The organism is Pedobacter sp. AC402, from assembly GCF_979252805.1.
The window spans coordinates 220,333-246,588 of sequence record NZ_CEEDAI010000011.1 but is presented as its reverse complement, the minus strand read 5'-3'; the positions used below and the strand labels follow the sequence as shown (position 1 = coordinate 246,588).

The 26,256-nt window shown below is 35.6% G+C and carries 29 protein-coding genes and 1 tRNA gene; 24 read left to right on the top strand and 6 right to left on the bottom strand.

Annotated elements, in window-relative coordinates; genetic code table 11:
* The first annotated feature begins 12 nt into the window (after window positions 1-12).
* On the top strand, window positions 13-1,986 hold the full coding sequence (locus tag AC0IWE_RS19845; RefSeq protein ID WP_471794443.1) for a hypothetical protein: 1,974 nt from the start codon (window positions 13-15) through the stop codon (window positions 1,984-1,986).
* A 74-nt stretch (window positions 1,987-2,060) separates the two neighbouring features.
* On the opposite strand, the gene AC0IWE_RS19840 is transcribed toward AC0IWE_RS19845, so the two are convergent.
* Window positions 2,061-2,690: a helix-turn-helix domain-containing protein gene (locus AC0IWE_RS19840; RefSeq protein WP_471794442.1), complete on the bottom strand. Its 630-nt coding sequence runs from the start codon at window positions 2,688-2,690 to the stop codon at window positions 2,061-2,063.
* A 792-nt stretch (window positions 2,691-3,482) separates the two neighbouring features.
* On the opposite strand from AC0IWE_RS19840, the gene AC0IWE_RS19835 reads away from it, so the two are divergent.
* From AC0IWE_RS19835 to AC0IWE_RS19795, 9 genes are all read left to right on the top strand, one after another.
* On the top strand, window positions 3,483-3,794 hold the full coding sequence (locus tag AC0IWE_RS19835) for a hypothetical protein (protein ID WP_471794441.1): 312 nt from the start codon (window positions 3,483-3,485) through the stop codon (window positions 3,792-3,794).
* Between the two features lie 319 nt (window positions 3,795-4,113).
* Window positions 4,114-4,608, top strand: a complete 495-nt coding sequence (locus tag AC0IWE_RS19830; protein ID WP_471794440.1) for a hypothetical protein — start codon at window positions 4,114-4,116, stop codon at window positions 4,606-4,608.
* Between the two features lie 119 nt (window positions 4,609-4,727).
* Window positions 4,728-5,240, top strand: coding sequence for a hypothetical protein (locus tag AC0IWE_RS19825; protein WP_471794439.1), 513 nt, complete (start codon window positions 4,728-4,730; stop codon window positions 5,238-5,240).
* 332 nt (window positions 5,241-5,572) lie between these two features.
* Window positions 5,573-5,791, top strand: a complete 219-nt coding sequence (locus AC0IWE_RS19820; protein WP_471794438.1) for a hypothetical protein — start codon at window positions 5,573-5,575, stop codon at window positions 5,789-5,791.
* Between the two features lie 6 nt (window positions 5,792-5,797).
* Window positions 5,798-6,238 (top strand): hypothetical protein, encoded by a 441-nt coding sequence (locus tag AC0IWE_RS19815; protein ID WP_471794437.1) that lies wholly within the window; start codon window positions 5,798-5,800, stop codon window positions 6,236-6,238.
* A gap of 20 nt (window positions 6,239-6,258) precedes the next feature.
* Window positions 6,259-6,591 (top strand): hypothetical protein, encoded by a 333-nt coding sequence (locus AC0IWE_RS19810; RefSeq protein WP_471794436.1) that lies wholly within the window; start codon window positions 6,259-6,261, stop codon window positions 6,589-6,591.
* A gap of 98 nt (window positions 6,592-6,689) precedes the next feature.
* The gene (locus AC0IWE_RS19805) at window positions 6,690-7,268 is read left to right on the top strand and encodes a hypothetical protein (protein ID WP_471794435.1); all 579 of its coding nucleotides are present in this window, start codon (window positions 6,690-6,692) and stop codon (window positions 7,266-7,268) included.
* A 528-nt stretch (window positions 7,269-7,796) separates the two neighbouring features.
* Window positions 7,797-8,987: an adenine-specific methyltransferase EcoRI family protein gene (locus tag AC0IWE_RS19800; protein ID WP_471794434.1), complete on the top strand. Its 1,191-nt coding sequence runs from the start codon at window positions 7,797-7,799 to the stop codon at window positions 8,985-8,987.
* The gene (locus tag AC0IWE_RS19795) at window positions 8,987-10,150 is read left to right on the top strand and encodes an HNH endonuclease family protein (RefSeq protein WP_471794433.1); all 1,164 of its coding nucleotides are present in this window, start codon (window positions 8,987-8,989) and stop codon (window positions 10,148-10,150) included. The genes AC0IWE_RS19800 and AC0IWE_RS19795 overlap by 1 nt, the downstream gene beginning before the upstream one ends.
* A 318-nt stretch (window positions 10,151-10,468) precedes the next feature.
* On the opposite strand, the gene AC0IWE_RS19790 is transcribed toward AC0IWE_RS19795, so the two are convergent.
* Window positions 10,469-10,594: a hypothetical protein gene (locus AC0IWE_RS19790; RefSeq protein ID WP_471794432.1), complete on the bottom strand. Its 126-nt coding sequence runs from the start codon at window positions 10,592-10,594 to the stop codon at window positions 10,469-10,471.
* A 181-nt stretch (window positions 10,595-10,775) separates the two neighbouring features.
* On the opposite strand from AC0IWE_RS19790, the gene AC0IWE_RS19785 reads away from it, so the two are divergent.
* From AC0IWE_RS19785 to AC0IWE_RS19750, 8 genes are all read left to right on the top strand, one after another.
* Window positions 10,776-11,327 (top strand): DUF6932 family protein, encoded by a 552-nt coding sequence (locus AC0IWE_RS19785; RefSeq protein WP_471794431.1) that lies wholly within the window; start codon window positions 10,776-10,778, stop codon window positions 11,325-11,327.
* Between the two features lies 1 nt (window position 11,328).
* Entirely contained in the window at window positions 11,329-12,240 is a 912-nt protein-coding gene (locus AC0IWE_RS19780) for a hypothetical protein (protein WP_471794430.1), read from the top strand.
* Between the two features lie 242 nt (window positions 12,241-12,482).
* Window positions 12,483-13,454 (top strand): DUF3644 domain-containing protein, encoded by a 972-nt coding sequence (locus tag AC0IWE_RS19775; RefSeq protein ID WP_471794429.1) that lies wholly within the window; start codon window positions 12,483-12,485, stop codon window positions 13,452-13,454.
* Window positions 13,455-13,467: 13 nt separating this feature from the next.
* Window positions 13,468-13,764, top strand: a complete 297-nt coding sequence (locus AC0IWE_RS19770; protein ID WP_471794428.1) for a hypothetical protein — start codon at window positions 13,468-13,470, stop codon at window positions 13,762-13,764.
* A gap of 251 nt (window positions 13,765-14,015) precedes the next feature.
* Window positions 14,016-14,276, top strand: coding sequence for a hypothetical protein (locus AC0IWE_RS19765; protein WP_471794427.1), 261 nt, complete (start codon window positions 14,016-14,018; stop codon window positions 14,274-14,276).
* Window positions 14,277-14,498: 222 nt separating this feature from the next.
* Window positions 14,499-15,236, top strand: coding sequence for a hypothetical protein (locus AC0IWE_RS19760; RefSeq protein WP_471794426.1), 738 nt, complete (start codon window positions 14,499-14,501; stop codon window positions 15,234-15,236).
* A 191-nt stretch (window positions 15,237-15,427) separates the two neighbouring features.
* Entirely contained in the window at window positions 15,428-15,883 is a 456-nt protein-coding gene (locus AC0IWE_RS19755) for a JAB domain-containing protein (RefSeq protein ID WP_471794425.1), read from the top strand.
* A 522-nt stretch (window positions 15,884-16,405) separates the two neighbouring features.
* Window positions 16,406-17,092: a hypothetical protein gene (locus tag AC0IWE_RS19750; RefSeq protein ID WP_471794424.1), complete on the top strand. Its 687-nt coding sequence runs from the start codon at window positions 16,406-16,408 to the stop codon at window positions 17,090-17,092.
* Window positions 17,093-17,237: 145 nt separating this feature from the next.
* On the opposite strand, the gene AC0IWE_RS19745 is transcribed toward AC0IWE_RS19750, so the two are convergent.
* Window positions 17,238-17,930 (bottom strand): hypothetical protein, encoded by a 693-nt coding sequence (locus AC0IWE_RS19745; protein ID WP_471794423.1) that lies wholly within the window; start codon window positions 17,928-17,930, stop codon window positions 17,238-17,240.
* A gap of 686 nt (window positions 17,931-18,616) precedes the next feature.
* Here AC0IWE_RS19745 and AC0IWE_RS19740 point away from each other — a divergent pair.
* The 6 genes from AC0IWE_RS19740 to AC0IWE_RS19715 all read left to right on the top strand — a co-directional run bounded on the left by AC0IWE_RS19740 (window position 18,617) and on the right by AC0IWE_RS19715 (window position 23,458).
* Window positions 18,617-19,636 (top strand): DUF262 domain-containing protein, encoded by a 1,020-nt coding sequence (locus AC0IWE_RS19740; protein ID WP_471794797.1) that lies wholly within the window; start codon window positions 18,617-18,619, stop codon window positions 19,634-19,636.
* Window positions 19,637-19,767: 131 nt separating this feature from the next.
* A complete protein-coding gene (locus tag AC0IWE_RS19735; protein ID WP_471794422.1) occupies window positions 19,768-20,145 on the top strand; it encodes a hypothetical protein in 378 nt (125 codons plus the stop codon).
* Window positions 20,146-20,927: 782 nt separating this feature from the next.
* Entirely contained in the window at window positions 20,928-21,296 is a 369-nt protein-coding gene (locus AC0IWE_RS19730; RefSeq protein WP_471794421.1) for a hypothetical protein, read from the top strand.
* Window positions 21,286-22,089 carry a hypothetical protein gene (locus AC0IWE_RS19725; RefSeq protein ID WP_471794420.1) on the top strand — a complete coding sequence of 268 codons (804 nt, stop codon included), beginning with the start codon at window positions 21,286-21,288 and terminating at the stop codon, window positions 22,087-22,089. The genes AC0IWE_RS19730 and AC0IWE_RS19725 overlap by 11 nt, the downstream gene beginning before the upstream one ends.
* Before the next feature lie 3 nt (window positions 22,090-22,092).
* A tRNA-OTHER gene (locus AC0IWE_RS19720) sits at window positions 22,093-22,182 on the top strand.
* A 517-nt stretch (window positions 22,183-22,699) separates the two neighbouring features.
* Window positions 22,700-23,458, top strand: a complete 759-nt coding sequence (locus AC0IWE_RS19715) for a DNA cytosine methyltransferase (RefSeq protein ID WP_471794419.1) — start codon at window positions 22,700-22,702, stop codon at window positions 23,456-23,458.
* Here the strand turns inward: AC0IWE_RS19715 and AC0IWE_RS19710 are convergent.
* From AC0IWE_RS19710 to AC0IWE_RS19700, 3 genes are all read right to left on the bottom strand, one after another.
* Window positions 23,399-24,292, bottom strand: a complete 894-nt coding sequence (locus tag AC0IWE_RS19710; RefSeq protein WP_471794418.1) for a TOTE conflict system archaeo-eukaryotic primase domain-containing protein — start codon at window positions 24,290-24,292, stop codon at window positions 23,399-23,401. The genes AC0IWE_RS19715 and AC0IWE_RS19710 overlap by 60 nt on opposite strands.
* A gap of 140 nt (window positions 24,293-24,432) precedes the next feature.
* Window positions 24,433-24,972: a DUF4143 domain-containing protein gene (locus AC0IWE_RS19705; protein WP_471794417.1), complete on the bottom strand. Its 540-nt coding sequence runs from the start codon at window positions 24,970-24,972 to the stop codon at window positions 24,433-24,435.
* Window positions 24,950-25,783 (bottom strand): ATP-binding protein, encoded by an 834-nt coding sequence (locus tag AC0IWE_RS19700; RefSeq protein WP_471794416.1) that lies wholly within the window; start codon window positions 25,781-25,783, stop codon window positions 24,950-24,952. Before AC0IWE_RS19700 ends, AC0IWE_RS19705 begins: the two co-directional genes overlap by 23 nt.
* Window positions 25,784-26,256: the final 473 nt, after the last annotated feature.

The following is a 26,256-nucleotide window of genomic DNA, read 5'->3' as shown; positions in this document are numbered from 1 at the left end:
TACATACTATAGATGATACATCCATTCCAAGATTACCAAGAATACATCAATACAGGCGCTAAAACCTTTTCAGACGAGCCTAGGTTAAATCCAATACCATCAAATGTAATAATCAACAAAGTGATTACCGGTTGGGGGGCTACATGGGCAGAAATAAAATGTAAACGACATAGCATTATCCTCCTACCCCATAAAAGCCAGATAGCAAGCAAACATCTAAAACATTTAAAGGAAGACTACACTCAGGATGTTACAGAGGCGATTAGCGTAGAAAAGTTAAAAAAGTACATCGATGCACGAGGCATTAAGCATCTAAAGTTTCTTTCAACCCCTGAGGGACTTGGTAAGATTATAACAGCTTTAAAACAATCCGGCATTGACCCTTACCAAGAAATCTTTCTCTTATGCGATGAGTCTCACAAAATAACTACAGATGTAAAATACAGGGTAAATATTTCAAGCTTCACAGACCATTTCTTTCAGTTCAAGAACAAAGCCATGATATCTGCTACACCTTTTAAACCATCACATCCAAAGCTAGCTGAGCAAGGCTTCAAAATGATTAAAGTGAATCATGAGAGGGATGTTAAAAAGGATATCACCTTACTCTGCATCAACAACTTGGGAGCTGCATTCAAAGATTATGTAGATCAGTACGATGGTGAAATGTTATTTGTGTTCTTCAATTCCTTGAATGGTATCGAAACACTCATCACCAAGAATGAACTAAAATCGAAAGCCCATATCTATTGCTCAGAAGACGGAGTCAAAGACTTCAGCTTGAAAGATGGATTCAATTCCTTCTCAAAGATTGATAGCGCTCATCTTGCGAAATTTAACTTCCTTACAAGCAGCTTTTACAATGGTCTTGACATCGATGGGTTCGAGCAAATGCCCGATATAGTAATCTTATCAGATCCATTATATGCCGAATGGAGCATTGTGGATCCTAACACTGATGTTTATCAAATTCTTGGCAGGTTCAGACAGCCCTATGGCACTATCGAGGTGAAAGATCGATACCGAACAGCCACGCATATAGTTAACAACCATCATAAATCCGTAGTTAGACTTGGGGAGAATGCACAATCAGATATAGGCTATTCTTACATGGGCTACAAAGCTTTGAATGATCTTCAAGAGACTGTGGTCAGCGAATCTGTAGCCAGGATTTACGAAGAATCAAAGCAAAGGCTTCGTCCATACGCCAACCTTATAAACACAAGACAGGAACTAGATCCCTTCAAAGTTGACAACTATTTTTATGGCTGGAAACTGAATGAGTGTTATGGCCACCCCATTGCATTACCACTAGCATATGAGTTCTCAGAGCTTTTTAATGTAATTGAAGAGCAAAAGGTTTATCTGTCTGAAGATTTTGTGGCGATGTCCAAAACTATGAGCCGTTATAGCAGTGCCAACATTAAGTGGTGCTGTGCTGAAATAATCCAAAACCAATTTGTAAGTGATGAGCAACAAAGAGCAAACATTAGGAATGATCTGAAAAGTAGGTTTCCCTTAATTATTAGAGCTGAAGAGATCTTAGGTATGGCAAAAATACAAGAACTACGACATAAAAAGTCTGCAATCGAAAGGGCACTACTAATGTATGATATAGAGAACGGGCTCAACCATCACGGATTGATAGATGCTATTATCAAATTGTTTAAAGTAGGCATCAGCTACCCAATATCAGAAGTTAAACTTAAGATCCAAAAGGTCTATGATGATTTCAACATAAAGAAAACTGCCAAGGCTACTGACATCGAAACCTACTTTTGTATCCACCTATTCACAGGCCACGTAGCTCTAAAAAAGAAAGAGCTTAAACAACTCGAGGAAGATTCTCTCTCTACAGAGGTATTTGTCGATACAAAGGGAGTCAAGAAGACATCAGTCAGAATGTATAAGATATTGGAACGAAAGCTTAATCCATTGAGTTTGAACTCGACACGTGAAAAACCATCGTTGACGTCAACTGAATAGTTTAACATGGCTTGCACATTTAATTTGAATACTGGTTTTATTAACCCCGATGTTAAGAAAATGTGCAAGCCTCTTTAGCTTACTCTCAACAATAAACCGAGGCCATTCGTTAGATTAAGCTTGCTTCGATCCCAAATCCAGTTAACTTGGCTGCTCAACTCATACTTGTAACTGAAGCGCAGATTTCTGCGTGGCACTTTTAACTTGACTATGTAACCGAGTTCGATCAGTGATCTGAACCTTTGCTGAACGACTTTAGTGGACAGTTTCAATTCTTTGGCAATTCTAGCTAGGGTATATAATGGTCTGATCTTGACATCATAAAAAAACTGGCGCAAGCTCAAAAGCATTGCTTTATCGTGCAACGTAAGTGTAGCTTCGAATATGTCATAAGGGATGGGATCAAATAGATCGAAGTGTTTAAACCTATATTCGTTAACAGGTAAGCGATCTCTTACAATACGCTTTCTAGTTCTTTTGACCATAATCAGTCCTGATCTTTCAAGACGTTTTACTGAGGCCACGATGAAATCTCTTGAACAGTTTGCTCTAGCTGAAATGGATTCATAAGAGGGAAAACAGCCTTCATCACCATCAAATGATCTCAATGCTGTATAAGTAAGTATATCTGTGTATTTAAGTTTTAGGGTGTTAAGGTTGGTTATCCTTGGTAAGGCCACAAACTGGCCTGATACATAATTCATTGTTCATTATCATTTGACTATACTGATCTTGCACCTAGATAAAGGGCATTGATGGAGGTTCATCTTATACTTGATTGAATTGCCAATCGACACATAAAGATACGAAAATCGAGGCACTTAAAGAAGTAAAAAGTTACCTGACACGTACTGGAACTAAGGGGAATGAATATACTGTTATAGTTACAGTATGCCTGAGGTAACCTGCTCAAAACAAAAGCTACCTGTGACGTACTATTACTAAACTATTTGATAAAAACAAAAATATAAATTTAAGCCAAGGCAAGTAAATGATGCCCCCTACATCATCCATATGTAATCTCATTCGCACAACAAGGCTATTCTCAGACACTAAACACTTGCCTTTTTTAAAAGGTAAGGAGTTCTTGTTAACGCCTATTTTAATAGCACTTTATATTCTTAATAGAAGTTTGCCTGTCGATTATATTGTCAGGCATCCTGCCTTTTATAAGCTATATCAAATCAGAGGATAACAATCAATTCTAGAACACTAAAAAATCATTACAAAACCCTGTTTATCAGGTTCTTAAAATAGGTTTTGGCATCTGAAATATTCTTGAAAGTGCATGCTTTTTCGTATCTTTGTATCAACAAGTCGGTAGGAGGTTTTCATATTTCGATTCCTCATTTTTCTCCTACCGACTTTCTAGATCCACCTACATGCGGTATTAGATTCCGCAATCAAAATTTTATCACAACATTAAATAGGTGGACGTTTCTTTTTAAAAAACTTGAGTGTAATCGTCACCTACTTAATGGTAATACGAATAACACATGAATAATGATTATGAAACCCTAGTAAATGAACTCTTAGAAGTTCAAAATCAGTTAGTAGCTACTATTGAAAAATGTTCAATTATTGAACCCAAGTTGTCTGAACTGAAGAATGAATTGAATCATATTTCTGAGCTACTTAAATTGGATTTATCTGATGAAGATATACAAGCCTTGAAACTTAGAAGTGATGAGATAGATCAAACCCAAAGGCACTTGGAGTCAGAAGTTTCTCAATTACAAAAGGATGCTCTAGCCAATTTTGAAACAGTGGCTGAAATTAGATATCAGCTTGCAAAATTTGAACTATAGCAACGCGCCTAAAATACCATTTGCCCCACCAGATTAATACCTTGTGGGGCATTTTATTGTGTTACCTTTTCAGAGTGACTACTGTCTTCAGCTTTAAAATGCTTGGGTTTATAAGGTAGGATTTTTCAAATAATACCTATAGGAATAGTGCTTTGAAAATTGATTTTCGATCTGTGGTATGAGAGCCAAGGTAGTTCCAATACAAGCCCCCCTCATGGTTCCGACGAGAGATCAAAAGATTTAAGCCTAGCTATAGCTACATACAGGCTTTGATTTCATACACAGATGAACCACGATTTTCAACCTGACATACAAGAATATGAAGCTATTTGAAGCAGCTGACTCAAAAAACGAACAGCAAAATGAACCACAACTGCCAGCATTAAAGAATCACAAACTGGCGCGACGAGCATTCCCACGAGAAAAATCCATTAACGAGGGAGTAGAATATATGTACCATGACCTACTTAAACGCTTTAAAAAGATGTACTCAACTTTACCAAATGCAAGTGATAGAACAGTGGCAGAAATCAATGGCAAGATTGATCCATATGATCCAGAGGGTTTACACACCTTTATCACACCTTATTTTTACTACCATGTGCGATGTAGCTACCTCGAAAAGTACGAGGTATTTTACCAGTTCCACAACTGCCCATTTGAGGCTGAAATACGTGAATGGTTTAAAAGGGTGCATAGCCCAATGTGGGCATTTGAAATAAAGAGGCATCAAGACTTTCCGAAGTTTTACCAAGGTGTACTTGCTTACCAACCAAAAGAAAGGATTCACATCCTTGAATATGTTCCGGTGTAACTGCCTAAACAAACGCAGTACCTTTTAAAACAGACACTTCAAACTAAGCTATTCTAACAATCTACAGACACTCTTGACAGGGTGCCTTTTCCATTTAATCACTTTTAATTCTTAAAACAATGAAAACACAAACCAAAGCGAAAGCACAATCTAAGACACAGTACGTTGCCATTACAACTGATGTGCAACAAGTAAACCAGCAAGTAGAAAAAGCATACACCTTAATGGTTGATGCAGCTAAAGAGCTTCTGAAGCGATTTGATGTTGCCAAGTTCAGAACGTATGCTTTAATGGATCATACCAAGAATGAGCAGAACACCAATCTGGTAAAAGAATTTATCTGTTACCACTGGAACATTACATTATCTATGAGCCCGAAGGATGGCCGTTGCTACATATTTGTAGATCTTGGAGAAGAAGCATTACAGAAATTTGGAAGTGCATTAACCAACAATCTACTTAGAGAGTGCTATCAATTAACCCAATCGAACGACAATACTGGCGGCATTGAATATTCGCTTAGAGTAAACTATACACCTGCTGAGCAACTTCATAATTTTTATTATCGCAGAGTTGTAGAGGGTGAAACTGGTTACGTCTCCATTGCCACGGTAGAGAAAGAAGCAGCATAAATAAAAAATATGGGTGCAGGAATGCACCTACATTCATTTCTCCTTATTATCTTTACGGTTGAACTAAAAACGGAGGATGAACCAACGATTTAAAGGAATACAGTAGAATTAACATATTAAAATATTAGCGTAAGCTATCAGTTCTTGTCTAAGGAATCGGCAAAATAACAAAGACAACAAGAGCAGATAAGTTCACGCCTATGCTGAAAAAGCGTAGGCTGACTTGTTTGTTGTTGTCAGGTTTTTGCCGAACCTCTTAGACGCAGACATAGCTCAGTCCTGCGCTTTTTGCATTAACCACCAGCTCGGACTACTGGATAAAAACAATCTAGATGTCTGCAATCTCCAACTATGCTCAGCAGAGCAAAAAAACCAAACGCTTCATTTGGCTTGGTTACCTTTTATCACAAGTCTATATTTGGCTACTTCATGGATTTGATGATCTAATAGAGAACATAACGCCTACTGATAATCCATTCGTACTACTGGCTGTAGCATTCGGTCTGTACTGGTTAATTGTGTTTTTGATTTTATGGGCAACTGATAACTAAAACATCATGAAAACAACTATCTTAACATTATTCGCCTCCTTATTAGTGGGCTTTTCATATGGTCAATGCAGATATGAATTTAAAATCAATGGAACAAGCTATCAGGCAAGTGAACAGCTCCTAAATGACACGTTCGGTAAAGCCTTTGAGCAAATGAAATCAGAGCGTTCAGTAAAAGACAAAGACTTTGAGCTTTGGTTAGGAACTTATAGTATATTTAAAGCTATGTCCTGCTCAAATGCCTTCACTTGGGATTTATACTATAATAAGCTAGTTAATATGAAGTATGAGGGACAAGCATCGAATAGAGATTTGGGATTAGCTGACAATGGCTCTAAAGCAACAGGAAATCCCAGTAAGAAAGAAAATTTAGGTAGACGTATGGCTATGCTCAACTACATAATGACAAAATATCTTACAAACCACTTCTTAAATACAACATTGTAACAATTTAAAGAGCAATATTAATGGACTATAACCGAAGAATAATAACTCTATGGGAGCGTTTAACTGTTTATATGCTCCAACTTGATAATAAGATTAATAGTGGTATGCTCAAAAGAGAGAAAGCTATCAAGTTACTAAACGAGCTTAGGCAGATTCGGGGCTTGATATTAAGTAATCAGAATCATGATTCATTTGATTTGTCACTACGACTTAAACTTGAAGATGGAAAGCAAGCTTCGGTTGAAGAGGCAGTCGCTATTGCCAAATCTAAGATAGATAAATTAGCTGAAAATATAAAAACCCTAAATAGTAGAGAAAGCGCATGGCAGAAATTCATTAAAAGATGGACATAGTAATCATTAAGAATGTATATCATGTCCCCCCCATCTTATGAAAGGGTCATAGCAACTATGGCTCTTTTTTTATTATACTTGAAATTCAAACAATGCAAATGCGCTCCAGAAACAATACTGACTTAATAATACTTGTCATTGTGGCATGCGTCGGATTTTTAATACTCAATTGGCAGCCATATATAGCGTTGTTAGATACGAATACTCCACCTTTTTACGGTGAAGCAAACAATGCATCTGAAACCTATTTAAAGTATGATAAGAAATATTATGATGCATACCTGAAACCCGGAGATTTTGGCGGTGAGCCACACAAATTAGATCAAATTGTAGAGGAATCAATGTTGGCCGATAAGATTGATTACACAGTATATATGCTTGGAGTTTGTTTCGTACTCTTCATAATTCACAGATTGAACAAACTTTCAACTTCTCAGGCTTTACAATATCCCGACTCGTTTATAAACCGGAAATTAAAAAGATACCTAGAGCTAAATAGAATTATTTCATATGTAATGATTGCTGGCTATGGGTTTTGGTGGCTCTTATGTTTGAACAACATATACCCCCTAAATTCACTGTCATTCCTATTTATTTTATTTGGTTATTGGGCAGGCACTTCTATACTATTTTGGATTTATGATGAGCTTATCACATCTATGTCTCGACGTTCCTAAACTTAGCCTTTCCTCAAAAGGAGTGGCTTAAGCGAGGAAAGGCTCAGTCTAGTCATTGATTCTGTGGAAGATGACATTTGTAGTGCTTGCTTTATAAGGTACTGCGTTCACTTTCGAGTCTGTAATGCTTCGGTTGGGACACTGCTTTAAGGTAGGTAGATAGGCATTCGGTGAGGTTAATGCCACTTAAAACACACGCCAGTCACTTCGTTTGTGTCATGGTTTTAATTTTGGCAAAGCAGTCACCTCATGAATGCTTTCTCTGTACTTATCTAGGATTTGCTTCGCTTTATCCTGGATAAGTCCACACGCATTCCACTTTTCAGCTCACCTGCGTAATCGAAAATGCTGCGTTCACGCTTGTGTTAAAACATAGATCGAACCTCGCTGCTTTGCAGCTACCAGTTCTCACACATTTTCTCAGTTCGCAGGCGGTGAGCGAGGTTAATTGTATTATGTGAAGGATTATTGCTATTTTCAGCGGTTAAATATACAAAGGTGCCTTTTAAATGCTCTTCAGGTTAAAATATGGCTAATAGTAATCTCACAAATGCGAAAAATGCGAAGAACGACGAATTTTATACACAATACCATGATATAGAGAAAGAGATTAACGCTTATTTAGATTATAGCCCTGATGTGTTCCGTGGAAAGTCAGTGCTGCTACCCTGTGATGACCCTGAGTGGAGTAACTTTACCAAATTCTTTGCGCAGAATTTCGAGAGGCTTGGTCTGAAGCGATTGGTAAGTACAAGTTATGCCCAAGACAGCAAAAAGTACAAAAGCAAATATCAACCTACACTTTTTGAACTCAACGATCCTCAATTTGACGAGGACAAGACTATTAAGAACGGCAAGATCTTCACATTGGAACGCGATAAATCTGGCGATGGGAAGATTGATGTAAATGATTTGGAGTGGCAATATTTGGAGGGCAATGGGGATTTCAAAAGTGATGAGATTAAAAAGCTTAGGGACCAAGCCGACTTCGTTATTACAAATCCACCATTCTCTTTGTTCCGAGAATTTTTAGCTTGGCTTAAAGAGGCAGACAAGCAATTTGTAATCATTGGTAGTATGAATGCAATTACATACAAAGAAGTTTTTACACTTATTAAAGAAAACAAGGTGTGGTTGGGAGCAACAGGTAATGGAAGTGATATGGTTTTCGCTGTTCCAAAAGATACTGAAGTTGGAGAAAAGGATAGGCAGAAAGCTGCCAAGCTTGGATATGTAGGCGATTATACTAGACTTGGTAATTCATGTTGGTTTACGAATATTGATCACGGTCGTCGACATCAGCCACTCCAACTTATGAATGAGCAGGACATCATAAAGTTTGGATCTAAAAAGCCGTTTGAGCAATACGATAATTACGATGCAATTGAGGTTCCTACAGTTAAGTTTATCCCTCAGGATTACGAGGGTGTAATGGGTGTTCCGATAAGCTTTCTTGATAAATACAGCCCAGAGCAATTTGAGATTGTAGGCTTAACATCAGGAAGAGACGAATTTGAATGTCGACCATCTAAGAAATACAAAAACCCAAAACAAAATAATCCAAATGGAACAATTGGCAATGGAAGCAAGGCCAATACCCGAGCTACATTGCGCCTAAAGCAAACCCCATCTGATATTTATTACACTGCGGACAATGCTGATGGACCCCTTGCAATTGTCTACGCAAGAATTTTAATACAGCATAAGAAATCTAAGTAATGGAAACAACACTCATCACCAAACTTACTATTGAGGACGTATGTAAAGGCTTCGTCTATAATGAGCTAGAGGGTAAAGGCCTATTTGGTCTTTCTGGTAAACTCACAATCCAACCAGAGTATCAAAGAAACTATATATATGCTGATGGCAAAAGGGACGTTGCAGTTATAGAGTCACTATTAAAAGGATATCCTATAGGGTTAATTTACTTAAATAAGGTTGGAGCTGACAAGCTTGAAGTTTTAGATGGCCAACAAAGGATTACCAGTTTCGGACGTTTCGTAACAAATAAATTCGCCATCAAAGATGAGAATGGAATGGAACAGTATTTCAGTGGCATAGCAAGTGATAAGCAGTCTAAAATACTGAATAGCAAACTTCTGATATATGAATGCGAAGGCGAAGAGAGTGAAATCAAAGAATGGTTCAAGACTATTAATATAGCAGGTGTCCCTCTGAACGATCAAGAATTACTCAATGCCGTGTATTCAGGCCCTTTTGTAACAATTGCGAAAGCTGAATTTAGCAATTCTCAAAATGCTAATATACAGAAATGGAGCGCATACGTATCTGGAAGCGCTTTGCGTCAAGACTTCTTACAGTGTGCTTTGAATTGGGTTAGTAAAGGGACTGTAGGAGAATATATGAGCCGGCATCGTTACGACTCAAATATATCAGAACTTAAAACCTATTTCAATAGTGTGATAGATTGGGTCTCTGGGGTTTTTAACAGTGTTGAGAACGAGATGAAAGGTCTGGAATGGGGCAGATTATATGAAACATATCATGACCAGCCATACGACCCAAACGCTGTCTCCAATAAAGTGCAAGAGCTATATTCTGATTACTATATAAAAAACCGTCGAGGCGTATATGAATATATCCTTGGTGGTTGTACCGATACCAAACTACTTGATGTCAGAGTTTTTGATGAAGCTACTAAGCGGGACGTTTATAGCAAGCAGACTAAGGAAGCAGAAACGAATCGAACTTCGAACTGCCCATACTGCGCTATTGGGCATGATGTAAACAAAACCAAAATCTGGAAGTTGAATGAGATGGATGCAGATCATGTTGCTGCATGGAGTAAAGGCGGTGGTACTGCGATAAATAATTGCCAAATGCTTTGTAAGTCACATAATAGAGCTAAAGGTAATCGCTAGTTGCCATTGAACAGTGACAATGACGTCTAACAGTAGGCTGCACATTTTCCTATCATATCTAGTTTATTAACCCCTTCAAAATAAAAATGTGCAACGACCAGTTATGTTTGTAATTGTCATTCTAAAAGCCAAACAGGCAGTTGATATGCGCTTGGCCTTATTGAAACAAGTAGTCGACCACATGACTATGAGGTAGTGCACTGGGAATATTTTTTAGGCAACCGCAAATGCCGATTAAGCCATATAGAAATATGTGGCTTTTTTATACCATGCGGTGCATCATAAATGATATCTTATCCCTTTGATTAATAACCATTATCATCTCTTATCTCCTTTTAACATCAGATATTGGTTCCCCAGTATGTTGTAAATACACCACATACGCACAATTTCTTTTTTATTCCCCGTGTTTAAGCCAAGTTGTGCAGAGTATAAGATGAACATTAACAATGTTGTTAACTCGGTTTCCAATTTGAAGAAATAAATTACTACTGTAAGTTTTTACTGCCGCTAAATACTGATGAATAGGTATTGTAGGTCTATCGAAAACTTATTACATTTGATAAGCTTCTCAAGCTAAGCGATATGTTAATACTTACTTGAGGTTATAGTATGCTCTCAATCTATGCCTATACCAAATTTCGATCATAACTATGTTTTACCTCCGCATTTAGGTAATCCCACAGAACAAAATGACCTATCTCCATACTCTTGTACTACTTTAGAGCTTTGTCAGCATTTTGCAACATCACCTGAAAGAGTTACCATTCTGAAAGGACTTATCTCTTTTAGAATAAGGATGAATGATTATGGCATTGTTCATGGATTTCAGTGGATAGACGGAAGCTTTACTGAGAATGTAGAGACAAGTCAAGGAAGACCGCCAAATGATTTGGATCTTGTGACATTTGTTGGTAACTTAACAGATGATCAAACTAATGACATACTAGTTAACTTTAGAGAGTTTGTCTCTTCAATTTCTTCTAAGGCAAATTACAAGTTAGATCATTATCCTGTTGTTTACAGTACCCACCCTTTAGTGCTAATTGAGCAAACAAGGTACTGGCTACAATTGTTCAGTCATAACCGATTAGGTGTATGGAAAGGGATGCTTAGAGTTGAGCTGAATACACCTTTGGAAGATCAACAAGCACTTGACTATTTAAACTCAATCTGATATGAGCCTATATAGAAAAATACAAAACGTAAAGGCACAGATAGTTGAGACTGAAAAACTGTTAGGAATTGTTGCGGGACACCCTTTAATGTCTGTAGGACTTGAAGAAAGACTAAATAACTTAAGAAGCGAGTTAGAGCAAATACCTGAGAATAAATCAGAATCACGAATACAACTGCTTTTCAGTGGTCGAGCGGTCGTTGGCTCTCTTGGAATCAAATCGACGTTTATATCTAAAACGATTTCACCATTCCAAGAGATGGTTAAAACGCAATTTGCATTTCTAAGGTTTGGAAATGTCGGTAAAAGAGGACAAGCAAAAAGTAAACAAAGCACTGAACTCTACCTGACGGCACTACCAACCGGTTCTTTTGGAGTGGAACTAAGTCAACTCGAAGGAACCGATCTTTTTGCAGAAACCGATGTGGCGAACGCAATAAAAGATGTCATTAGCTTGGTATCTAGTGCATCATCTACTGATGACATATTCGAAAAAACAATTTCAAATGTGCCAGTTCGAAACTTAGTAAATCTTAAAAAATTCTTACATGAAATCGCATCAGAGGACTCTATGCTAAAAATGGAAAGTGGCGATGTAGGCATAGAGATAACAAGCGGACAAGTTAAAGAGGCATACGAGCGAGTAGCTTCTGCTGAGATTCAGGAAAATGAAGCTTTTCTCCAAGGAACACTACGCGGTCTATTACTGGATTCAGGTAGATTCGAGTTTCAGGATGAGCTAGGTATTAAATATTCAGGTGGCATTAGTTCTGAAGTTAGTGAAGAGCAGCTCATTGCATATAAGTCCCTAATCAATGAATCATGTAAGGTGCACTTATTGATTAATAAAACCATATTTAAAACTCATAATGAGAAGATAGATTACGAGTTATTAGAAATCTTATCTATTTAATATAGCTTTGGAATGCGTATGATAAGCAAATTAACCTACGTGTTTCCGTTAGCTATTAACGTTGTACTTTCTTGAAGATTAATTACTACAATTCACTTTTGTGTGCCTTGCTTATTCTTCTACCTTTGTTATTCTAAATTATCAGTTTAAACTCTCTATGAATCGATTAATTCTTTTATTCTTTGCAGACGCACTCATAACAAGTGATAGAATCCCATTTTTTTTACTAAATACCAATGATCATGGCCATTAGAAAAACATGGTCGGTAAAAGAAGAACTACTGGTGAAGTCTAGAGAAGCAATGTTAAGTGCTGTCCAAATTTTCAACAATCCTAATATTCATTTCAAATCGGAAACTTATATCGTTTTGTCAACCATCGCGTGGACCTATCTCCTTCACGCTTACTACAGATCAAAACATATCGAGTACCGATACCATACTATAAAGAATGGTAGGAAGTGGTATGATCGAACTAAGCGTAAAGCTTACAAGTTTTTCGAGCTTGAGCGTTGTCTAGACTGTGCAGAATCACCAATTGAGTCAATTGTAGCTTCTAATTTAAAATTCCTTATTGGACTAAGGCACGAGATCGAGCATCAGATGACCAATAAGATTGATGAATACCTGAGTGCCAGATTCCAAGCTTGCTGTCTAAATTACAATGATTGTATAAAAGCACTGTTTGATCCAAAATATGGTATAGATAAACATCTTTCATTTTCCCTACAATTCTCATCTATCAAAGATGAACATGCCGCTCAACTTAGACAATTCACTGATCTACCTCAAAATATTTCTGCTTACATCAATGCCTTTGATGAAGCTTTGACTGAGCAAGAATTTAATGATAGTAGATTTGCATATAGAGTTCTCTATGTACCTAAGATAGTGAATAAAAAGGGACAGGCAGATAAAGTGATTGAGTTTCTTAAAGCGGACTCCCCAGAGGCACAACATATTAACAAAGAATATGTTGTTATCAAAGACCGTGAAATGAAAAAACATTTGCCAACTCAAATATGGAAAGCGATGCAAGCAAAGGGTTATATTAAGTTCGGTGTACACCAACATACCCAACTTTGGAAATCGTTAAATGCTAAGGCCGAAGGAAAGGGTTATGGAGTACAAGTAGAAAATGCTTGGTATTGGTATGACAAATGGATTGCCATTGTAGAGAATCATTGCAAAGAGCATAAAGAACTATATAGATAAAAATAGTAACTGAATGGGGTTAGAAGATAGAATAATGTCTCTTATAGAGGAAGGAAATCAAGTCACCTTTCTTAAAAATTCATTTGTTGGCGATTATGGTAGATATGGTTCACTATCTGTTAGCTCTGATCGTAAAATGTATCAAGTTAAGTTTGACAAGTGTAAGTATTATTCCATTTGGAGAACTGATAATGGCGATATAGAACTTTCAATTGAGCATAATAGTGTAACGAGTTGCATTGTTAAGTTAACATACTTAGATAAAATCAATGGTAATATCATAAGAGCCAAAGCAAATGACGACTTATAGAGTAGAAGGGAGATGAATCGTAGGTTATAGCACTAGGTAAACCCATATCCAACTTATCCACCATCTGCAAGCTAAGAGATCAACAACTAAATCTACTTGTTCGTAAGTGGGAACTGTGCAATGTAAAAGGTTATACTCGTAAAGATGGAAACATACGTTAGCCACACACTAGATCAGCACCAAGAAGACACTGATCATATCAATGAGAAACAGTATAATCATTAACTATTACTTATTAATCCAAACAAACGATGCCGAGAGCAATATTACTTAAAGACAATGAAAATGAAAGAATCTACCAAATAGCTGACGGTAGACACATAACAATTAGAATAGACGATTACGAAGCCATAACCTATTGGGAAGATGGTGAACAAATAGGAGATGATGAGGATTTTGTTTTCATTCAGAATGATCAAGAAGAAGACTATATATCTAACAGGTATCTACTAGCCCGTATGTATGTTCCTGTTTCTTTGAAAGGCCAGGGATTAGCTGAGAGCAACTATTGAAATGTTTAAAGAGTACTTCGATGCAACTATATGGGTTCGCCCAGTTGATGGAATCACTTATGAAGATGGTAGCTATCTTACAGAGGATGGTCCATCGTTTGCTTCAGTACATGATGAGCATAGGCTTAATAGAGAATAATCTTTTAGATCCAAATGATGATTATCTTAACTCTGAAGATGAATAACGAATATGAGCAATAGATATTCAATCCCACCACTTATATGACAGAAATAACAAATATTGAAAACAGCCTTGAAGCATCAACAGCTAAAGATAACCTTGTTGATATTATAGGTGGGGCTGCTGATTATTCAATCGAAAAGTTCCTTGATATGGGAGATGGTATACCAATAGTATCTTACTTCACTAAAGGAGTCAAAGCAACGCTAGCAATTCGGGATTTTCTGTTTATGGAGAAGGTAATCGAGTTTTTAAGAGAAGTCGGTAAGGAACCAAGTGCAAGCAGACAGAAGATGATAGATAAAATTCAAGACGATTCGGAGTATAGTCAAAAGTTTGGTAAGGTATCTTTAGTTGCTATCGAACGCTTTGATGATATTGAGAAAGCAAGACTTTTGGGACAAGCGGCGAGGTACTTAGCTAGAGAAAACATAGCATTCTCATTATACAAGCGATTGGCATTTGTCATTGATAGAATGTATATAACTGATATAGCTCGTTTGGCCACTACTTCAGTAAATGATTTACCTGAATATCTTAAGGCTGAACTTTCATCCTTGGGATTATTGAAGAGTTCAACTGTGGTTAAAAATACTTCTAGTGATACGCATTCCAGAGGCAATTCAGAATTAATTAAATTGAATACGAGGTGGAGTCTCACAGAAATAGGTCAGGCATTCAAGGATATCGTAAGAGAAAAACCTCTTGCATATCTTGAATACGCCAGAGATGGTGAACCTTTAGAGTTTGCCGAGATTAGTAGGTATAGCAGGCAGTAATTAGATGGATATTTGACAAAGGGAGTATCTATACAATAACACACAAATTTAAGCTTCTCCCCTCAACACATTTCAAGAAATTCCGGCATAAACGCTCATGCAGCCACTACACAGGCTATTTATATCCGTTGCTTCTTGATTTAGTTGAGTTGAAAGCTTGGTACAAGTGCCATATTTAAATAGATAAAACTATGGTACAAGAACAATTTAAAGTAGCTGAAGTTCAGGTAAGCTACAAGCCAGATTACAACATCAGTGAACGCCCAAAGATAAGCTCGTCTCAACAAACGTATTGCCTTTTAAAACAACGATGGGATATGGGCAGGATTGCATTCCTTGAAGAGTTTAAAGTAATACTCCTTAACCGAAGTAACCATGTGTTGGGGATTGTTGATATATCAATGGGTGGTGTCAGTGGTACTTATGTTGATCCAAAGGTAGTGTTTGCTGTCGCTTTAAAAGGTAATGCGTCTGGAATAATACTCACACATAACCATCCTAGTGGATCAGTTAAACCAAGTGAGGCAGACATCAAATTAACGAAACGATTGGTAGAATGTGGCAAATTGCTTGATATTAATGTCTGGGATCACATCATTTTAAGCGAAAACAGCTACTATAGCTTTGCTGATGATGGTATGATGTAGCTTAGAAAATTTTAACTTAGTAACAATTAACCGATTTATTAATAGGTTACACATTATATAACTCGTAGGCTGTTGAAGACAACGAAACCGACAACCAAGCTTTTAGAGTAAAGATAGAGCAGCTAAAAAAGTGCCTTGAGACACGGATAGAATAGAAACTACCTAAACTTTAGATATGAGTTCGATTCTCGTCGGGACCACCCCTTTTGCCAGTAGTTACGTATAACTGCTGGCTTTTTTGTTCAATGGGGCTAAGAAAGGGGCGAGTTGTTCTGAATAAGTTGGGTTAAAAAAGCATTCTTTTGAGTTATTATTAATTCTTTATCATCTTAGAAGTAAATTTCAGAACGAATATAGATGGTTCAAATCTTGTTTCGGCAAATGGTTTTTTAATTAATGCTTTACGAACTATTCCCCAAAAGCAAAGTAGATCAAAACTTAGCAAGATATTGAGATATATTACATAACCTCCTCACATATATCATAGTATTCCATCAATCAAAAATATTGTATCTTCACAATATGCTTTTATCAGAATCAATGACGCTTGCAATTCATCAACCAAGTGCTAAAATAATACATATAGATAATGCTTTAAATGGATTAGCTTGTAATTGTGTTTGTCAAGAGTGTGGTGGAATTCTTGAAGCAATTCAAGGTAAAAAAAGGCAAAAACATTTTAGGCACCACTCAACTGACACCAACTGCAAAGGTGGAGTTGAATCAGCACTACACAAGCTTGCAAAGCAAATTCTGATTGAAAACAAGTCTATTGTATTACCTCGATATGGTAAGATCATATATCATAGTGCGATTGCAGAGCAACTATTTCAAAATATAATTCCAGACATTTCGGCTGTACTTCCAGATAATCAGCAAATCTTCATTGAGATATTTCACACTCATAAGTCGACTGATTCTAAAAATAATTTCTTTATAGATGGTCAATACAAGTCCGTGGAAATCGATATGAAACATTGTCCCATTGAAACTATTTCTGAGATTGAGGATTATGTCTTGAACAAGACACACAATAAGACTATTATCTTTTGGGAACTGCAGAAAACGATAATAACATCAAAGCCTAATGAAGAATACTCTTTTTTTCAAAAGATTGTACTAGGGATTTTATCATTAATACTTTTGAGATTTGCATTTCCCGATACGTTTAAAAAAGTTTGGAGAGGAATTCGAATGTTGACAAGCTAAGATATTCAGCAGCAAATCGGAAAGGGTTAGTCCCTGCCGAATAGATTAATTCGAAATTTGCCATTTTTTATTGCTTTAGAAGGAATAACCGCTCTAAAGTCAGGTAAATAGATAGACAAAATTAAATCACTTAAATTTCGAGGGATTAATTGTTTAAAGGGCGTCCGCCAATAGTTTCAATATCAACTAGATTATCAAAGTCACATTTTGTACAATGTTCAATAAGCTTGTTATCATTTTTTCTAGAATAAATTTCAAGAGTCCTGCTTCCACAATTTGGGCATCGTGGTTCAAGATCAAAGCCAAGATATTTCATGAATAGATTCTCAAAGATAGATACTGTTGAAGCGGCTAATATAATACAGATTTTAACATCAGGGAAATTTTTATAAGAGGAATGCACAATTTCAGAGGCATAGCTCCAAGCCATGTCACTCATTTTTCTAGCGTGACTACGTAGAGTTGCATTGTTTGCACCAGGCGCATATTCATCGATGAATAATTTAGCGATACCTTTGAAGTCTCCTTTCTTTAACTGTTCGTCTTCAACGATTTTGGTGTTTCGTTTTGTGAGTTCTTGAGCCAAAGCCAAAAGACTCTCTCGACAAATTAAACCGATGGCTTGCATTTCTTCGGATTCCATGCCAATATGTAAGCGGTCAGATGCAAGTGTCAGTTTTCTTCTAATTGAATGAACCTCCTCAAGGTCTAAGGGTAATTGCGATAGTACGTCATCATCATTTTTTTGCTCAATCTCCATACGTTGAATAATGCCAACATGAAACGAATAAGCTTCGTCCGCAGTGAAATAAAATGCATCCTGCGGATAAAGATTCATTGGAACTCTTAAGCCCTCTACTACCCACCAAGCCCCTTTGTTCGTCTTGACGTTTCCAAACGTTGGCTGTTATTCCACCATCATCAAAAATTCCTTCGAGTCGTAAATCTAATACCTTAGAAATTTTATTTTCCTTTAAATACTTGATTATTCTTTTTTCAGTGTCTTTTGCTTCTTGAGAGGTCATGGTTGAGATCAATAATTTAGGTTTGATTAATTTTTAAATATAGATATTCTAAAAAATATTTACTCTAAGTAGTTAATCACTTTTGATTTATCAGGTTATCAATGACTTATAAGTATAACCAAGCTTACCCAAGCTAAAATAGTTGAATAGAAATGTTTGAAATTTCGAAAAACATCATGCCAATTCATTTAACGGAATCTTGACATAAGCATTATTCAGATTAATTTGATGAATTGAAATTGATAATGTAATTTCAGAAAAATTTCAATTTATCTAATAGCTGCCACTAGTTTTTGCTAGCCTGCTAAAATGTATCGAATTATAACGCTAATGAATATACAACCAAATAATCAAACAGTAGAAAAATGTTTGAAGCAAAGACCATATTATATCGATTTTTATCAGCGTGAGTATGTGTGGGATAAAGAAACGATCACAATTTTACTTGATGATATCTTTATTCTTTTGAACTAGCCTACGAGGACATCAAGGGAAAGATATAACCCCAGAAGTAATTGCCAAATATAATTGGTATTACCTTAATATCTATATTACAAATACAATTAATGGGAAGGAATACATTGTAGATGGTCAACAACGGCTGACGACTCTTGGTCTCATAGCTACAAAGCTTTACCACTTAGCAAATGACAATAAAGACAAGTTTGAGAATCTTTTGGACACATTAAAGGATTGTATCCTTGGAAAGGACAAATATAAAGGTAATATTTTTTGGATTGACAATGATAAAAGAGGTAAGGTAATGCAGCATATAATTGCATCGCCAAAATCAGATTATAAAGGTTTATTTGAGTACACTACCGAGGAAAATATTTTGGAAAGATTTCGGGATGTGGATAAGTATTTGGATAGTAAAAAGCTATCTCTTGATAAACTTCAAGCTTTTATTATGTATTTTTTAGAACGACTTGTTTTGGTTGAACTAAAAATTGAAAAGGATGATACTCCAATGGTCTTCGAAGTAATAAATGATAGAGGGGTAGCGCTAAATCCTTTTGAAATTTTGAAAGGAAAACTAATCGGAGCATTGGATAAAGATGATACAGAAAAGTATAGTGAGTTATGGGAGCAATCACTAAATCAATTAAAAGGTATTGAAGATGCATTTTTTATCGACTATCTCAAAGGGAAATTTATTTTTAAAAAAAATGCTGACATAGAAAAGTCTATTAACAATGAATATCATCGATATATATTTGCGGATAACGATATTGCTGATAGTCTAGGTTTCAGGAAAAAGGATAACAATCATTTAAGAAATATTAAAGATTTTATTGAGAAGGATCTTGTCTACTATTCAGCCCTATATGCAAAGATAAAAAGGAATGAATTTATATATTTAAGCTATAACTATGATATAAATGACCTCTCAGGGCAATATCAAAATATTATGGCGGCCTGTTTGGTCGATGATAAGTCTGAACAACAAAAAATTGAGACAATCTCAATGGAAAATAGATCGTCTTTATATTTTGTTGAGGCTAAATGGAATTTATAGTAGTAGTGATTATACAGAACATCAGTATAACCTTAACAAGCTTTTGCAAAATGAAGATCCTAATAATTTTAGAAGTATATTTAATAATCTGTTAACCTGAAGTTATCAAGTACTCAAGAAATGTAAGCGAGGTGAATTCTGTTTTAGAATACGACAAATTTGCCTTACGTGGATATGAAGATATTGACCGAAGACCATTAAGGTACTTTTTTGCCAGAATCGAAAAATATATATGTGATAATCTAGGCAAGGAAATGGAAAATACTGTCCACTATATTTCAACCAAAACAGGGCACAAAACAGGATACCACATTGAACACATTATTTCAAGAAACGAACAAAATAAAAAATACTTCAATAGTGAGGAAGAATTCGAAATTAAGAAGGAACAAATTAGGCGCGGCTTTTACTTTTGTTTAATATGGATAATATTATATCTAATAATGAACAATATTTCAATGGGAAGAGAAAAACCTATAATAATGGGCTTGTATAGTGTAGAACTTTGATCGATAACTTTTATCATAAGACGAATTCACGTTTTACAAATTTCAATAATCATTTTAAAGAAAGGACGGGCTTAGAATTCAAGCCGATTGACCAATTTGACAATGATTCACTCGACTATCGAAGCAAATTGCTTTATAGTATTGTAAAAGACATATGGGAAGTTGATAACGAATTTAAAGATGTCTGAAGAAAGAGAAGAATAATTTTTGATTTATATTCAGAAAATCTGTTAAGACTAAGAGAAGCAGGTCTACTAGATAACATTAAGACTACTAATGATCGTCCATATTTATGCCCAATATGTCTTGTAGAATTTACTGAGGAACATTTAAATGTCGAACTGGACTTGCACTTGACACTAGAAGATGCCCCACCAAAATCATTGGGAGGGAAAGCTCATATTTTAACGTGTAAAAAGTGTAATAATACTTATAAACATAGAAATTGATGCACACTTAGCAAATCGAATTAAAGAGCTTGACCAGACTAAATTTTTTCGTAATTCGAAAGCGAAAATCAAGGCTAGAAAAGGAGCGTTACAGGTTAATGGGACTTTAACAGTTGATAGCGATGGGGAAATGATTGTCCGTCATGAAGAGAAAAATAATAACCCAAAGATACTTGCTGAATACATCGCAAATGTACACAAGGATGATATTATTGATCTCGATTTTATGCCCTCTCAGGTTGATGATAGAAGGTTACAGATCGCATTATTAAAAACTGGCTACCTTTTGCTTTTTGAGCAGTTTGGATACCTTTTTTTTATTTGATGAGGCATATGATAGGATTAGAAACACAGTTGCTCTACCCTAGCGAAGAAATTTACCCGTTGAATTTTTGGTTTTTAGGCAATTTTGATCCAGAATTAACTAAGACAATTCCATTTGTCAAAGAAGAAGGAATTAGGTGTATTTTTCCATTCTTTCAATTAAAAACAAAGTATCTAAGCCATATTTTTGGAGTAATTTTACCAGTTAATAATGATGAAATTGAACAAATAATTTCAGGTTTCATTAAAAAGTTTGATGCTGCTTCAGGGTTTAGTGCTTTAATGGAGAAATTTGATCCTAAAGATAATTTCTTGTTAGATATGGATAGGGCAAATGAAGTTCTGAAATTTTCAAAAACATTAACCAATGATATTTAAGTATAAGGCTTATTCAGATCTTCTAATTGAACTTGGGCGTAATGACTATATTGTAGAGATTACGACTATTGCTATGAGAGATTTTTTTTCGCAAATGGAACAAGTGATTGACCCAAAATTATTTATAAAGGAAAAATGCTATAAATATGGAATAATGGTGTCTTATGACGACAAAAACAATAATCAGCTCATATTGAGCCAGATAGCTACAGTATATCACCTTGCTGAGACATTTTTCTATAACATGCAAATCGAACATAATGATTTTCCAGATACAAATAAATTTACATTCGCTTCTGGAAAAACCAAATTAGAGCAGGTGATTACCTTTATAAAAGATAAGAACAGAATAAATAACGCAGATACGATTAACCCTCACTTAATAGATACATTTGAATATTATCATGAACTTAGAGTTTACTTTGCACATAGAAAAACTGTCAATATAGGAGATCTTAAAAAAAAGTGGGAAAAAGCTGTAGAACACTTTACTCCTGAAGTCTTAGCTAAATACAAAGTAAAAAATGGTCCAAAGATTCTAACTGAACTCGATTTTGAAGATTATTTTTTATTCACACAGATAACAAAAGAGTTAGCTTTAAGGTTGAGCAGTCTATTCTACCCTGAACCACAAAATATAGTTAGAGACCCCAGGTTTGTTGCTTTGAGGAAGCATAAAGATAACATCGCTAGGGTTTTAAAAGGTGTTGAAAACATTCTTAGTACAGATTACGGATGGATAAAGGAAAATGATTCTGATACTTATTCAGAAGATATTTGTAAGTTTGTATAAATTGGGTGTTAGGTCTATTGGTTAAGACGTCCATAGCCATCTTGTTAAGCAGGATGATTGTGGGAAATGGAAGTTCGAATCTTCTGACATCCACTACAAGTTAATACCCATCGTTTAATCTTCAAGAAACTGGGGTAGATTTTAGGGTAGGTTTGTTAGAGCAAATATGATTGGATTGCGTTTGATTTGGGTTCAAAAAGATACTTTCTTAGACAATAATTGAATTCTAAATTCTGCTCGGGGCTACAAAAAAGTCATCAGTCCAATGTGATTGATGGCTTTTTTTGTTTTTGGGGCTAAAAACAGGGCGAACTAATACAAGCTGTTATAACAGTTTCTAATTATATACCGGATGATTATAATTGTATCGCAAATAACCCGGCAATAAAGATGATTTAGGATATATATAAATATATTTGTGACAAGAGATAGATGCTGTAAGTAGGTAAAATTTATATTCCATATAGTTAACAATGATCATGTAGGGAGTTAAATAAAATAAGGTGAAAGTCTTCTGAATCGACTCCAAAACAAGTCAGTGGTTATAGGAGGCTTGCTAAAAAAACAAATGTTTAATGTGGATGAGATTTTTAAAGATTAAAAGAGGCCAATGCCAAATAAAATTGAAGAAAAAGCAATAGTGATTAAGAATATTCCGATTTTATCATATTTTTCAGGTGGTGGTTTCTTAGACCTCGGCTTTGAACAAGAAGGATTTAGTTCGGTTTGGTCTAATGAAATTTCTAATGAAATTTCTAAAATGTACAGTTCAGGAATGACTTCTGCTTTGTCTAAGGAGATGAAAATATCCTCTAACGATTCTATTAGCGAATTAGATATTTCATCGTTAAAGCGGAATGTAGTAGATAAGATGCAGAACGATGTATGGGGAATTATAGGTGGCCCTCCTTGTCCAGATTTTTCTGTTGGTGGAAAAAACAAAGGTAAAGATGGAGAAAGAGGAAAACTTTCTAAGACTTACATAGATCATATTTGCCAGTTAAAACCTTCCTTTTTCATATTCGAGAATGTAAAAGGATTGATTAGGACTCAAAAACATAGAGAGTTTTTTCTTGAGTTAATTCAACAACTGGAAATGAACGGCTACGCTGTTGACGAGAAATTGTTAAATGCTTTAAATTTTGGTATACCACAAGATAGAGAGCGAATAATTTTATTAGGTATAAGGAAAGGACTATACAGAAAAATATTTAATAAGAGTTACGCTAAGAATAGAAACTGGTACCCGTGGCCATTAGAAAAATATCCTATGGCAAAAAAGGCCTTTGAGTGGAACCGAATTAATGAATTAAAATGTGCTCTTACCGCTATTTTTTCTAATGATAAATTCTCTATTCGGAAAATTTAATGATTCCCTTAGAAACTCTGTCAAGGCTGGTGTCAGGCCTTCTCTACTGATTTTAACATCATTAGAAAGGCTGATTGTCAATTTTGTAGGGGACGCATTTTCATTAGCCGCTTCATTGAAAAGCGATGTGTATATATCATTTAAATATTGTATGTCGATACGCTCTATCTTTTTTAGAAAGCCCCATTGGTCATCATATTTTTGTAGGGTATCGGGATCTATGAAACAATTATTTCCTTGGCTACTAATTGTTTGATTAAGTGGTAGGGCGATGAGATTACCAATCCCTTTTCCAGAAAGGTCGTCCTGATTTGGAAACATCCTGTCGAAACTCGCATTTTTATCGAAAATTGACACTACATTACTGCTTTCAAGAAGTTTTAACAGAATCTTCCGGGCTTTGTAAGCAGGGAAAGGCTTGTTAAAAAAAATCCATACATGCCCGCCATTGCCAGACCTTGATCTCTCAAGGTAACAAGGGATTTTATTTTTTTTGCATTCAATTATAAATAAGCGACAATCGTTTATCCAATTTTTTTCATCAAAATCTGCAGCTATAAACCACGATGTGTTGTTTTGTAAAAGAGGATAAATTCCAACAAATTGTTTTCCATTTAGATGATTCGCGATCTGGATATTGTCTAGCGCTTGATGTGTTTTTTCTGTATAGTTCTGAAAACCTCCACCTTTCATTTTGTGAATTTTATACAGATATGGGTCATACGAATAAGCTGGTGAGTATCCGATTTTCTTTTCTTTTTCCCATCGCAATGCGAAAACATCTTCTCTTCCCTTAAATAGGGACTTATACAAATTAATTTGTTCTTGAGTCAAATTTTCCATTTACGTAGGATTCGATTATAATCTTTCTGTACTACTTTTCGAATATACAGCTATGATCCTAAGATTTGATAATAAATGCTATGGACTAATTTATTTTAATTCTTTTGAGAAAATTCGTGTAAACTGCTAATCTAGATTTGTGTTTTGAACCAGGTTAGGTAATTCTCGATTTGAGATACCAGGTAATAAGGGAGATTCAATAGTTTGTATTTCTTTCCGCCGGGGGTAACGGCATCAGTAATGTGCAGCGAGCCTGCATAAAATCGGATGGCCATATTATGTGGGCACAGATCCATAAACATATGCAAAGATTTTAATTTACCTTCAGCTCCTGATTTCACTTCTACCGGAATTAGTTGCCCTTCAAAAGGTACAACGTAGTCCACCTCTGCACTTGAAGTATTCTTCTCCCGTACCCAAAAATGGAGTGCACTTAAGGATTTAAACTGTGTGGCTAACAACTCCTGACCAACCAAGTGCTCAATTAAGGTTCCTTGATAAACTTTATTTAAATCATCAGTTCCTAAAATCTCTGTCTGTATACCAGCAAAATAATTAAGCATTCCAGTATCCAGCACCTGAAGCCTTGGAGATTTCCGATAGTCTGGCAGCAAAGGCAGTTTTACATCACTTGACGGGTAAATGAGCTCAATTAACAGGGCCTTTTCCAACGTTCTTGAATGCTTCTCCCATATCCCTAGACCGGTAGGGCGAATTTCCGAAACCTTCAAACTTAATACGCTGACCGGCCTGTCCAAATGATGCCCTTATAGCATGACCTATATGTAATGCCTGTGCATTTGTGCTGGCATATTTCTCAACATCGTCCATATATGCCGTAATCAACGAATCGAAGATTGCTGACAATTCCAGTAGATCTTTGTTTATACTATACGCTGCAATAACTTCTGGCATTCCCCCTATAAGTGCATAAGTATGAAATAGCTGCATAAGTTTATCATGTGTAAAGGTTGGTGCGGGTACCTGTTGTAAATAATTTATAGCTTCCCGCTCATCCATAGCACTCAAAAATTCTGGAAAAGAAGCAGGTCTTAAAACCATATATTCCACTCTTCCGACCGGAAAGCTAATGTTTTTATCAAATAAAGTTTCGAGCATACTGCCCGCAGCTATTACCGCAATCCCTGGTTGGTCTTCATAAAAATAACGTAGAATGTTTAAGGCCTCAGGCACTTCCTGTATTTCATCGATAAACAAAAGTGTATTGTTTCTTCGGGTAAGTGATTGATTTTTAATAAAAAACAAAGATTGCACAAGTAGTTCGATCGTTGTGAATTCTTCAAAAGGCTTTCTGTCAGCAGCAAGCTCCAGATTTAGATAGATATACTGCTTAAATTTTTTTGAAAATTGCCCAACAACGGTCGTCTTACCTACCTGTCTAGCACCTCGTATAACTAATGGCTTACGATTTGATTTGGTAAGCCATTTTTCTAACTCTGTAAATATTATCCTATCGAACATTTGACAAACTTTAAATCAAAACTGCTTGTTGTTACAAAATTAGGGTTAATTAATTGATATTTCGTCACAGAATTAGGGTTAATTAATTAATTTTCTGTCACAGAATTAGGGTAAATATAATTAATATTGTAATAGAATTAGGGTAAATGTATGTGTTGTTATTGAAATGTTTGCGAAAATCATTATTGATTTTCTTGATATTTTATAGCCGGTTGTATTTAGATGTTTTTTTTGTGTTACCTCGAGAGAATGCTTTGGCACAATAGAATAATTATTCCTGCTTAGTAATGTTAAGAGCTATTTAGTTATTAATTTACAGGCGTCATTTTTCACTAAAAGTTTTATATTTTCTGAATTCAATCTTGCACCCATCAGAAAGGGGCTTTTTAAATAATACATCTATCAGGCTTGGGCTGAGCCCATCGAAATCAGCTATCCCACAATCTTTTATTTCCGTTTGATTTTCAAATAAC